The organism is Bacillus sp. BC05(2025) (assembly GCF_056725905.1).
On the sequence record NZ_JBWYRA010000015.1, the window covers coordinates 22,285 to 35,046 of the forward strand.

Below are 12,762 nucleotides of genomic sequence, written 5' to 3' on the forward strand. Positions count from 1 at the left end.
CCTAACATAATCGAGGTAATTCTGCCCCATATAATAACTCAATGAGTTTCAATTCACCTGATTTTGCTTCCATAAGTACTTGTCTATCTTGTGTTTGAGTAACTTTACCAATTACTGCAGCTTCTTTACCATATTTAGTATTTTTCAATATTCTCACGACTTCCTCGCTTACCTCTGGAGACACAAACATACAAACATTACCCTCATTAGCTAGATACATTGGATTAACACCTAACATATCGGCAGCCATAATGGTTTCTGCTAACATAGGAATCTCTTTTTCTTGTATTTTTATTCCTGTATTAATTGTTTCTGAGACTTCATTTAAAACTGTACCTAAACCGCCTCTTGTAATATCTCGCATGCAATGTATAGAATCACCAAAGTGGTTTTTCAACTCTGATATCATATGATTTAATGGTGCACAATCACTATTTATTCTCTGTTCAAACCCTAATCCTTCTCTTATAGAAAGGATATGTATACTATGGTTTCCTAGTTGTCCTGTTATAATGATATCGTCACCTTCTTGAATAGAGTTTACCGAAAATGGTGATACATCTCCTTCAAAAACTCCTATTCCAGTTGTATTGATAAAGATTTTGTCTACTTCACCTTTTTTAACAACTTTTGTATCTCCAGCAACAATATACACTCCAGCTTCTTTCGCTGTTTCTCTTATAGAATCTAATATTTCTTCCAAATCTTTAATTGGAAAACCTTCTTCTAGTACTAACGCCAATGATAGATAAAGTGGTTTTGCACCACTAACCGCTAAATCATTAACCGTCCCACAAACTGCTACTTTACCTATATTCCCCTCACCAAAAAAGATAGGATCAATAACAAAAGAGTCCGTTGTCATTGCCAACCTTCTACTACTTACCTCAAGAATGGCACTATCCTCCATTTTTCCAAGATGAACATCTTCTAGTTTTGCAGTAATAATTGAGCTAATTAAATCATGACTCAATAGGCCTCCTGTTCCATGGTCTAAAATTATATTTTCTAAATCTTTAGTTAATTTCATGAATTAAAACTCCTTTTCATTTTTATTTTTGAAAAATAATATCACTTGCTACATAGAACAAGTGATATTACAACGTATTTACTTACGGAATTGCAACTCCATCAAAAGAAATATCTTCATTTTTAGAAATGGAATTACAGATTTCCTCGATACTCATAATCTTTGCACAATATGAACCTAACCACTTTAAAGCCCGTTCTTTATCTTCAGCCTTCGCTGAAACAACCGCGTCTTCTGGTACGATTACATTATAACCACGGAAAAATCCATCTGCTGCAGTTGTTTGTACACAAATTTGAGTTTGCATACCCGTAATAATAATTGTATCTACTCCTAAATTTTTTAAGGTTTCATCAAGATTTGTCTCAAAAAAACCACTATCCTTATTTTTCTCAATAATAATATCTTTTTCATGAAGAAACTCAGGTAAGATTTCTGCACCCTTAGACCCCTTTGTGACTGGTAAAAAATCACCATATCGTTCAGCTTTTGGATCATCTTCTAAGTTAATTAACTGTAGGTGAACAATAGAAACATCATTTTCTCTCATAGTATTTAAGAAAGACACCATTTTAGGTGTAAACTCCTCCACAGCTGCAATTCTATCCTCATTTTTATTAACCAAATCGTACTGTAAGTCATTTGTCAGTACTGCATATTTCATAATAATCCTACCTCCAATTAACTAAGAATTTAATTTTTCTAAAATACAATGTTCATTATTCCACCAGTAGTAAGAATATGTCAAATATTATTTTTTATCTAAATTTTCTAAATAATTTTCTGAAAATTAATACCTAATAGGACTCAATTTCCCATTAGGCATTAATTTTACGCTGTTTATTTAGAATAATCTCTCATATGTAATTAAATTTTTTCACTCTCTGTAAAAAATGATTTATGTTCTACTGGAGAAGAAAGCACTATTAAGGTTGTAGGCTTTCCATACTCTAAACACAAATTAATATAGTCTTCGAGTGTATGTACAGATTCCGTCACTACCTTTGTTAGATAACTATACATACCGGCAATACGGTGACATTCGACTACATCTGAATGTTCCATTGCGAATTTTTTATATTTATTGCAATCCTTTGGTTCCATCAAAACAAACGCAGTAATATGTTTTTTTAATTCTTTCGGATTAACAATCGTGCGATAACTTGTAATAACCTCCTGTTCTTCTAGTCTTCTAACTCGCTCTGTAACAGAAGGGGAACTCAAACCTACCAGTTTTCCTATTTCAACCATACTTAAACGTGCATTTTCTTGAAGATGAGAAAGAATCTTTAAATCTGTTTCATCCATTGCTGGACCTCCCCTTGATTAATTAAGAAAACATTTAATAATTCTTAAATTTTTTAAGAAAATTATAATTAATACATAAATTATAGCATGTTATCCTTTTTTAAAACTTTATATAATTAATATCAATTAATGAAAGAGAGGCTGAGTATCTTGACACAACAATCATTGAAACGCTCAATTACTTGGGTACAGGGGACCGCATTAACCATAGGAGCTGTGTTAGGATGTGGAATCCTTATTTTACCTTCAATTACTGCAAATAGCGCTGGACCAGCTTCAATTTTATCTTGGGTTATCATGTCTATATTAGCTTTTCCTATTGTAGCAACTCTAGCGCGTCTCGCTAAAATGATTCCTAGTGCTGGAGGAATTACAGCTTATGTTCAAATGGCATTTAATGCAAATACAAGTGCCATCCTAGGCTGGATTATGTTAGGATCTATTCCTATTGGAGTACCTATTATTGCTTTAACAGGTGCCCATTATATTGGATATGTTTTTCCAATAAGTAATCTTAGTGTTATAGGAATTGCAGCATTAATTTTAATTACCTCTTTACTCTTACATATAAAAGGGATCGAGCTATCATCAAAAGTTAGTGTGTTTGTAATTTGTATTATTTCACTGTTAATAGTTGTCGCTGTTATTGTTTCTATACCCTATGTAAAATTAAGTTCTTTTACACCATTTGTACCAAACGGATGGTCTTCCGTTGGTGCTTCATCTGTAATTATCTTTTTCTCCTTTGTAGGATGGGAAATGATTACCCCATTAGCTGAAGAATTTAAAAGACCAGCTAAAGATATTTCCATTAGTTTATTTTTAGGGGCAATTTGTATCTCCATTATGTACATTGCTATATCTTTTGTAACAATAGGGACTCACTCATATGGTGATAAGAACCAGATAGCTTCCCTTAGTATTCTAATATCAAAAGGATTAGGACCAATAGGTACATATATAACAACTATCTTAGCAATTTTCATTTCGTTTAGTGCTGTACATGCTAACATTGCAGGTTTTTCAAGAATGATTTACGCTCAAGCTAGAGAAGGACATTTCCCTTCCTTCTTTGCTAGGTTACATTCTAAATTTCAAACTCCAACTAGGGTATTACTAGTTTTAGGAGGAATTTTTAGTTGTATTTTAATTTTTTATGGTGTGGCACGACCAAATTTAGAAATGCTTCTTAAAGGTCCTAGTGTAATTTTTATTACCTCATATATTTTTACAATGCTAGCTGCACTTAAATTATTAAAAGTACGTGATATTGGTTGGTGGATGGCCTTCCTATCTCTCATTATATGTATTATTGTATACTCATTTAGTGGTTGGGCTATTTTCTATCCAGTAATCTTATCAATTATTGGTTGGATTTATATAGTTATGAATAAGAAGTATAGTACTATAGCCAATCATTCAATAAATACATCAAATGAAAACTAGTCTCATATACTCTACAAATTTACCACTCAAAATATAAACTAATATTAATACTATTAATGGTGGAATAAGGAAATCTTCCACTGACTTATAAGTAGCTCAAATTAACCTACTAATTATGCACATTCAAAAAACCAGGATAACCTTTTAAAACCATCCTGTTTTTTTATATTTAATAAAATCTATTGTTTCCTATTTATAGAGATCATATCTAATAGCTCTAATTGACTCTACATATTTCTATGAATTTTTTCAATGTAGATAACCCTGTATATAATAGAAGGAATTTTTCAATCTTCTATTAATTAAGTTTGATAAATGACTTATATCAATTGAAAATAAAAGAAAATTAACCACATTTAATTATGTAAAAAACACATAATTAAATGTGGTTATAATCATTATAAAATTTATATCAACATATCAGCGAAAGAAGATCCAACGTTATTTTTACGCTTCATATGTTTTTCTAAATATATTTTTGTGGTTTGAATATTTTCGTGACCGAGTGTTTGCATTAAATGATATAAATCTGCATTTCCTTGTTCTACTGCCATAATTGCAAAAGCATGTCGAAATGTATGTGCGGTTACTGGATTTTCACGATATTGTAAAAACTCTAAGTCTGTTTTCTTTATCATATCTGTTACCTGATTTGATAGTGTTTTAGAGTTATATACACTTCCTCTTTGATTTATAAATAACGGACTCTCATCCCCTTTTTCCAATACCGTTTGGAACCCTCTTCTTCTTCTCATCTCACAAATACATTGGTATAAATGTTCTGAAATAAAAAGTTCACGCACTTTGCCCCCTTTTCCCCTAACCTTTAACCAATACTTTCCGTCATAGTGTAAATCTTTTACTTTTGCAGTACACAACTCCTGAATACGTGCACCAGTACTTGCTAATGCAAGTATTATTGTATAGTTTATTAAATGTCCTCTTTCTTTATAAAAACCTAATATTTTCATGACTTCTTCATAGGATAAATCCCGATTTGGACGATCTTTTTCATTTACATTTGCACGCTGTAATTCTTCATGAAGTGGTTTTTCAATATATCCGAATACATAGAGATGTTTTAAAAAAGAACGAATCAAGACTGTTTTTTTCGCCAAAGTTGCAACAGCATACGTATTCCCACCTCTACCATTTTGTACATTTTTTAACCAGTCATTAAATTTACGAATATGCCAAGGCTGTAATGTTTTTAATAAGGAAGTATTTCGTTGAACTTCTTCCCCATTCACTTCAAACTCTTCTGCATGGTGTACCATACATTTGCAAAATGCTATTATTTCAGACACGTAACTCTTTCTTGTATCCTCCTTTCTATTTTTGTTTTCATCCATATCATTTTGTAAATGTACAAAATGATATATCACTTCAAGGTCACCTAGAAATTCATATTTTCTCTTTCCTTCTTTTTCTGCTACCTCTATCTTTTTTTCCATATCGTTCATATAACGAGTATTATACATAAATGAAGATATATCTTTTATATTGTCTAAATATGTATCTATAAATTCTTTTTGATTTTTCAAAATAGGTAAAAGTACTTTTTTATTTTTATCATCCATACCTATACATCACCTCTTCTTGTATAGATTTTAATTTTTATTATTTTTATTAAGTATACTATGATTTTCACATCACTTACATCAATTATAGAAATTAATAATCATTTTATTTCTGTAATAAGTCTATATTCTTCTCTATTTAGTTATGCATGTAATTTCCTATAATTATTTACTATATAGATAAACATTTATCGTAATTTTATACAATTTGATAAAATATCTATATATAAATAATCATCAAATTTTATCTAACATTAAAATAAAGTTATAAGTCACTTTAGTATATTGGTATAATGATAATTTATTTTATATTCAAATCATATTTTATATCTAACTAAGAATCTGATATGATATATACATACTTTATGAATTATAGGGAGTAAATAAGGAGGTATACTTTCATGACACAGGATTTACTGTTTATCACAAAACCTACAGTAACGACAAAAGAAGCTGCAGATTTAATGGGAGTTACCGTTCAGACCATTTTAAAAAAAGAAAAAGAGGGTCTAATAGAATGTGTATATAAAGATAATTGGAAGCAATTCGGAAGTAAAATATTCTATTTAGAAGATATTGAACGGTTAATGAATAAAGATGAAGTAAATGGATTAAGTACAAAAAAAGCAGCAGAAATTTTAAACGTAGCACCCTCCACAATCTTTACATATATTAAATCCGGAAAATTAACAGCCACGATGGTAGAAAAACGCGGTAAACAAGTATATGTCATTGATGAAGAAGAACTAAAAAAATTCCAACTTAATTACGAAAAATCCACAACAAAAGAACGTAAAACATTCATTACTAAGATTCAAGATATAGACATTTACTTATATCAATTATTGACACATCACCATACAGGAAAAAAAGCTAGGGTAATAGAAATTAATGGAGCCGATGGAAAGGTTCTTACAGAGGATGAAGAAATTTTCTCATTATCAACTTATAAAAAATATAATTATTCTCTTGAACCCTTCAAAAAACACACAGTGATTACGAAGCGAGGATATTTATCTTTTACATTTAAAAAGCCTCAGTTATTTAATTCTATTACTTATAATCTAATAAATTTATTTTATAAAGAGCTCGGTGTCACAAATATGCGATTGACTACTACACAAGATATCATCAGATTGGAAATTAAACCATTTGTTTTACAGGTAGAGCCATTACAATTCCAAGAAGAGATTAAGTACTTACATTCACATATGACGTCAGGCTCAATACTCCCTCATGTTGAAGGCATTTATTTTAAAAGTAAGGTAGAGCCATTAACTTTTCATGCAGATCATGACTTTAAACAAAAAGTAATTCAAATGGCTGCCGAATCTGGTATGGGGCAAGAAGAATTTTTATTACAAGCTGTAAAATCATATATTGAAAAGTTTTGAAGCTTATTTATATCAACTTCCAACCGGTACATTATTTTATTTCCATCCTATATGGTTTATCTAATCCATATAGTTTATCTTATAAGTAAAAAAACGTAGAAATTATAAATTCCTACGTTTTTTACTATATAAGTTGCTGCTAATTGCTTATCTATATTTTAAAAAAATATCAAATTTTAAATTTGGTATTCATACAATCTTAATCCTGTTCCTTCAATTCAGATTGTACTTCTAAATTTATTGGACTTTGTATCTTTTTTTCATCTGGAATCGGTTTCCACCAATTCCCTGTTAAAAATAACATGGTTAAAAGATTATAACTATCACTGAAATAACTCTCTTTCTTATTCTTCATCCAATCCCAACCACTATTTACCCATTCTTGATTTTTGCTGTTAGTAGTACCAGCGGCAATAAAGGGCGAAACGTATACCGCTGTTGGATAATCACCGATATTTGTTCCATCTAGTTTATAGCCGTCTACAATTTTAGATGGATTACCTTTTGTTTTACCCTTTATCCATGTAGCAACTTTATCAGAAATCACCTTACCTCTCTTTTCTCCATACATTGCATAGTCCATAACAATTCGGAGTGGTACACGACTCGCATTATAGTAATATGAATCAGTATATTTTGATTCATCTAAAAAATCTTTCGGTGCAGGCTGTGGTGGATTTTTTACAACAAAATCAGAAATCAATCCTGTCTTTGGTGAATATTTATTTGTGAAATTTGTATAAGTATTGTAGAGATTATCAATAACATTAAGCCAAGTTTTATCACCTGTAAATTCGTAGAATGCCCTTAAATGAGACATCATCCAGTCGGATGGTCTAGTATCAAATGTACTTTTGTCTCCCCAATCCCCTAAATTCAAACCATTATTTTTTGTCACATTACTAGCCTTAATACCTTTTGTAATCATATTTTGAGCTTCTTTTAAATAATTGATTTTACCACTTGATCCCCATTGCTTATGAGCAAGAAGAAGTGAATAAGCAATGTCTAAATCTCCATCTGTTGCAGAATCAAAATGCCCTTGTGCTTTCTTGTCATCTGCTACAACCCACCCCATTAAATTTGGGTTTATGGAACTTTTAAAAGCTCTTGCTGTTTTAAATAAGCCATCATAAATAGTCTGAGCATTTGAATCATGTCCTGCCATTAAAACTGTAATAATCATCCCATATCCTTGTCCTTCTGAAGTTCCTAATGGCCTAAACCCATCTGGATTTCCCGTAATCTCACCCTTAACATAATACCCACCAGGAAGTGAAGATAAATCATTCTTTAGATACTTCTTCTTCCAATCGTTATAATAATTTTTAACTGTATTATTCAGGCTTTCCTGTGAAACATGATTCGGTTTTAAAATTCCTGAGTAATTTACTTGCTGAGGAAAAGGTTTCATCTCTTTAGCGACAGCGGATACTTGAGAAGAATTTGTTATATGATTTTGTGTCCATTTTTTATTAATGTATCATTGTCTAAAGGTGCTGCTGAAATACAATTAGTATAGCTTGCAAACCCAATCCCACATGCACATATAACGGTGAATATTGTTCTTTTTTTTCCATTTTTTCGTCTCCCTTAAAATAAATTTTAAAATTCAGATGAAATTTCCTATTTCTATGAAAATTACTCTCATAACAAACGTACCCTTTTTTTGAATAATTTGGAATGAAGTTAGATATTTTTCAAACGAAGTCTGACTTGGTATATTTTTTATGTTTTTCTAATATAAGAGTACTCATCTAAAAAATTTCTATAACTTATGGTAGTTAATACTTGAAATAGTTAACATAAATATTATTATGTAGTGACGGTAACTCTAAATAATTTTTAATAATTAATAGAAAACCAAATTTCTTTATCAAGAACTATATTGTAATAAGATTATTTCCTTAAAAGTCTTAAATAAAGGAAATATAATGCAACAAAATAACAGATTTGAAAAATGTTGTTCAAGATTCGTCTAAATTTACATTTTCAACTATTTTTATAGAAGAATTCTAATCAAAAGATGTTATTTACATCCTCTTTGGGATACACCCATATCGCTATCAAGCTAAAAAGTGCACGTAATCCAAATAAGTTATGCTTTCGGTATGCAATTTCTGATTTTCCATATCCAGATTCTAAAATCGCATGCGCCGCTAAATAATGAGCATTTACACCATATTGATTTTGCACATTGATAAAATCTTGTCTAAGTCCAACTAAGGGACTATCTGAATGATATTTTGCAATAAAACTATCAATCTCTTGAGCTATAATTTTAGAAGCTACTGTTAAATTTAATAATAGAATATTTAGCCTTTTATATTTTGTAATAGAGTTTTTATAATTTATATATACTTATATTAGGATTTACAGTATAATAAGTCTGTCTGTTATTTGTTTTAATTCATTTGTTTAGGCAATCCATAATAAAAAGGATTGCCTATTTTTTTATAACAGTATTATAAATTAAAAAAGACAAGATGCTATTATCAAGGGGATTGTTACTATACTTTTACTTTTTTAGACCTATGCTCAATCTTACCACTGCGAAAAATGGATTTTACGCTATCCTTTTATACACTTGTTTTCTTAGCACATATGTTGAATACTCACGCTTAATCGCTCTTTCACTCTCTTTTAAAAGTTCAAACAAAAACTCGATATATTAATCCCCTCACACGGTATACATTTCTACTTCTATTTCATCATATTTCCATTCATTTAAATAGAAAATCAACATTGATACTATCATATTCAAACATACTAGTTTACAATAAAATTAATATGTATACTTTTAGTTTATAATATTTATCTATCAAGTTTTATCCACACAAAATATAAATGAAACATGTTACCATTTCATTAGCTGATTAAATATATATTATTCTAATACATTATTAAAAATAAAAGAGGATATTTTATGGCAAAGGCAAAAATTAAACAAGATGGCGAATGCGGCACTGCCATCTTGTTTAATTTTATCCACTATACTTTCTACTTTTCTTTTACTATAGTGAACTACAACAAACGCACCCTCCTTAAATGCTGTTGTTTTAGAAGCAGTAATTCACAGTTATGTAACATTATTATATAAGATTTTAACGGATTATATGTTAAACTTTATTCCAAGAAGTCCTTTACTTTTAGAATCAACAGTTCTCAATACCCTTAGACTTGCCCTACGTCCCCTGTAGGGCTTTTTTCGATAAACTAACATACTTCTTGTACACTTTCTGAATTTTATCTCTGCAATTTTGTATCCACTTCAATGTTAAATCTTTTATCAAAATAGAAGTTAAAAAAAAGAGCATGAAATAATACACATTAAATTGAACGAATATTAAGATACATATCCAATGGTGCTAATACATACTTTCTTTAAATTAGAAAAAACAAATTCTTATCTACACAGTTTTTGAGTGCCTTATGCCGTCTATTTTTGCAAAAGAACCTTCTCAATTCATATATAAATAACAAAAAATATATGGACTCTATTGTCAAAGTCATTACACCTATTCCTTTCTTAATTAACCCTTTTTAGAGTTAATTAAGAATCTTGCTTTTGAGTTCTAAACCCTAATGCAATAGCAGCTCCAATACAGCTAGAAAAACAACCAACAAACAAATACGGGGATGGATCTGACTCACCGATCAAAACGGAAGCTATTCCTCCAATTACAGGGAATAGCGCCACCATATACCCACTTCGAGCTCCTCCTATTTTTTCTACAAGCTTCAAATAGAATAACCATGCTATAAAAGAAGCAAACAGAGTTAAATATAGCAACATACCTACATATGAAAACGATGTGGGAAACGTAATTTTTTCCCCTTGAAATAATACAATTCCCCCCATCAATATACTACCTACTGTAAATCCAATTGCATTTGCATAGATAGGGTTCACCTTGTGGCTTGCATTTCGTGCCGAGCTCGCATCACCTATTGCCGTAAGAACCGTACCTAAGATTGCGACCATAATTCCTTTTATATCATTGAAACCTTGAAAATTATTTAAATTCGGATAGATGAGAGTGCATACTCCTACTACACCAAAAATTCCTCCCCAAAAAACGCGTGAATGTAACTTTTCTTTTAAAAAAATTCGAAGAGCGATTGGGGTCAAAATCACCTTTAATGAAAAAATTAACGTTACAATTGCCGCAGAACTTAAAATTGTAGCGTAATAAAGGCATAGATAGCTTAATGCAAAGTTACATATACCAAAAATCATTATAAATAAAATATCTTTTTTTGTTGGCATCTCTCTTGGTCGAAGGAACCAAATAAGAACCAAAAATAAAAAAGCTGTCATAACTAAACGATAAGTTAAGGATAGTTCTAAACTGACAGAAGTTCCTTGAATTTTTACTGCAATAAAGTTGAGTCCCCATACAATCAAACAAAATATGTACATAAATATTGTCATAAACTTTCTCCTAGATTAAATTTTTTATAAATTCATTATTTATTTATACTGTCATTTCTAAAAGGGACAGTTTACAATAAATACAAATGACAGATGAGGTATTCAAATAATGAAGGAACTAATATTTAACATAAATCGAAAAAGTAAAAATCCTATGTATCAACAAGTTTATCAATATATACGAACTCAGATTTTATCTGGTAAATTAGAAAAAGGTAAAAAGTTGCCATCCATTAGACAACTCGCTACCCAATTAAAGGTCAGCAGAAACACAACCCAGGTTGCCTATGAACAACTGCAATCGGAAGGATATATTCGAAGTGAAAACAAAAAAGGATTTTTTGTAGAGGCTATTATATCGGATGAAACACTAAATTTTGAACCTATCAGAGAACTGCATCATGAAACAAATCATACTGCCATGAAAACTATTGATTTTAAGATTGGGACAGTGGATCAAGAAAACTTCCCTTTGAAAAAATGGAGAATGATTACAAACAAAATTATTAAAGACTCTAGCATGTTTTCATACGGAGAAAAACAAGGCGACATTAAATTAAGGAAAGCACTAGCAGATTACTTATTTCAATCAAGAGGAGTTAATACTTCTGCAGAACAAATTATTATTGGTAGTAGCACACAACATTTGTTATTAATTTTGTCACTGATGCTAAAGACAGACTATCATTATATGGCAGTAGAAGATCCTGGGTATGACGTAGCAAGGGAACTTTTTGTTCTTCAATCATTTAGTATTGATCCAATTCCTGTAAAAAAACGGGGCATTCAAGTGGATTTTCTTTTAAAATCGCCTTCTAGACTTTTATACGTCACTCCTACTCACCACTTTCCTTATGGAGTGACCATCCCTGTCAATGAAAGACTAAAGTTAATTGAATGGGCAAAAAAGGTGGAAGGCTATATTATTGAGGATGATTATGATAGTGAATTTCGATATATCCATCAACCTATACCGTCTCTTCAAAGCTTAGATTCCAATGATAGAGTGGTTTATTTAGGAACTTTTTCAAAGGCACTCCTTCCCTCTATCCGTGTCAGTTATATGGTTTTGCCTAGGCGGCTAATACATGAATATAAAAAGATACTCCCTTTACTTGAACAAACATCCTCATCTATTCATCAGCGTACGTTGGCAACTTTTATGAATGAAGGATATTGGTATTCGCACTTAAGAAAGATGAAAGCTTTGTATAAACGTAAAATGAATCTATTAAATAGGGAATTATCAAAGCACTTTAAGGAGTTTATCGAGATTAAAGGTGGTAGCTCCGGTATTTTCATTATTATTGAAGTGAAAACAAAAATGAGTGAAAAAATGCTAATTGAAAGAGCACATGATCATGGCATTATAGTATATCCTTGTTCAAAATATTTCTCGGAATATTCACCAGAATATCCGCATATTCAACTTGGATTTGGGAATTTATGCGAAGAAGAGATAATAAAAGGAGTATCACAATTAGCAAAAATTTGGTTCTAATAGGAAAAGAGATAAAACAATTAATGAATAATTTTATTTAATTATGAATAGAAATCCCATTAGTATTT

The 12,762-nt window shown here is 30.5% G+C and carries 8 protein-coding genes and 2 pseudogenes; 3 read left to right on the forward strand and 7 right to left on the reverse strand.

Translation table 11 applies throughout. From position 1 onward, the window contains the following. Position 1: 1 nt before the first annotated feature. From hypE to ACZ76X_RS26755, 3 genes are all read right to left on the reverse strand, one after another. On the reverse strand, positions 2-1,030 hold the full coding sequence (gene hypE, locus ACZ76X_RS26745; RefSeq protein ID WP_479852236.1) for a hydrogenase expression/formation protein HypE: 1,029 nt from the start codon (positions 1,028-1,030) through the stop codon (positions 2-4). A gap of 82 nt (positions 1,031-1,112) precedes the next feature. Continuing rightward, a complete protein-coding gene (locus tag ACZ76X_RS26750; RefSeq protein WP_479852237.1) occupies positions 1,113-1,694 on the reverse strand; it encodes a cysteine hydrolase family protein in 582 nt (193 codons plus the stop codon). Positions 1,695-1,897: 203 nt separating this feature from the next. Continuing rightward, positions 1,898-2,338, reverse strand: coding sequence for an Lrp/AsnC family transcriptional regulator (locus ACZ76X_RS26755; protein WP_479852238.1), 441 nt, complete (start codon positions 2,336-2,338; stop codon positions 1,898-1,900). 150 nt (positions 2,339-2,488) lie between these two features. Here ACZ76X_RS26755 and ACZ76X_RS26760 point away from each other — a divergent pair, with 150 nt between their 5' ends. Beyond that, on the forward strand, positions 2,489-3,784 hold the full coding sequence (locus tag ACZ76X_RS26760; RefSeq protein WP_479852239.1) for an APC family permease: 1,296 nt from the start codon (positions 2,489-2,491) through the stop codon (positions 3,782-3,784). A 407-nt stretch (positions 3,785-4,191) separates the two neighbouring features. Here the strand turns inward: ACZ76X_RS26760 and ACZ76X_RS26765 are convergent, their stop codons facing one another. Continuing rightward, positions 4,192-5,364, reverse strand: coding sequence for a tyrosine-type recombinase/integrase (locus ACZ76X_RS26765; RefSeq protein WP_479852240.1), 1,173 nt, complete (start codon positions 5,362-5,364; stop codon positions 4,192-4,194). Positions 5,365-5,765: 401 nt separating this feature from the next. Between ACZ76X_RS26765 and ACZ76X_RS26770 the strand changes: the two genes are divergently transcribed. Further along, complete coding sequence (locus ACZ76X_RS26770; protein ID WP_479852241.1) at positions 5,766-6,758, forward strand: helix-turn-helix domain-containing protein; 993 nt, start codon at positions 5,766-5,768, stop codon at positions 6,756-6,758. Between the two features lie 199 nt (positions 6,759-6,957). Here the strand turns inward: ACZ76X_RS26770 and ACZ76X_RS26775 are convergent. The 3 genes and pseudogenes from ACZ76X_RS26775 to ACZ76X_RS26785 form a co-directional block, all read right to left on the reverse strand. Continuing rightward, positions 6,958-8,321, reverse strand: a pseudogene (locus ACZ76X_RS26775) (family 8 glycosyl hydrolase). Positions 8,322-8,837: 516 nt separating this feature from the next. Then, positions 8,838-9,062: pseudogene (locus tag ACZ76X_RS26780) on the reverse strand (glucosaminidase domain-containing protein); the annotation flags it as partial. Positions 9,063-10,311: 1,249 nt separating this feature from the next. After that, on the reverse strand, positions 10,312-11,193 hold the full coding sequence (locus ACZ76X_RS26785; RefSeq protein WP_479852242.1) for a DMT family transporter: 882 nt from the start codon (positions 11,191-11,193) through the stop codon (positions 10,312-10,314). Between the two features lie 109 nt (positions 11,194-11,302). Here ACZ76X_RS26785 and pdxR point away from each other — a divergent pair, with 109 nt between their 5' ends. Further along, positions 11,303-12,694 carry a MocR-like pyridoxine biosynthesis transcription factor PdxR gene (gene pdxR, locus ACZ76X_RS26790; protein ID WP_479852243.1) on the forward strand — a complete coding sequence of 464 codons (1,392 nt, stop codon included), beginning with the start codon at positions 11,303-11,305 and terminating at the stop codon, positions 12,692-12,694. Positions 12,695-12,762 lie beyond the last annotated feature (68 nt).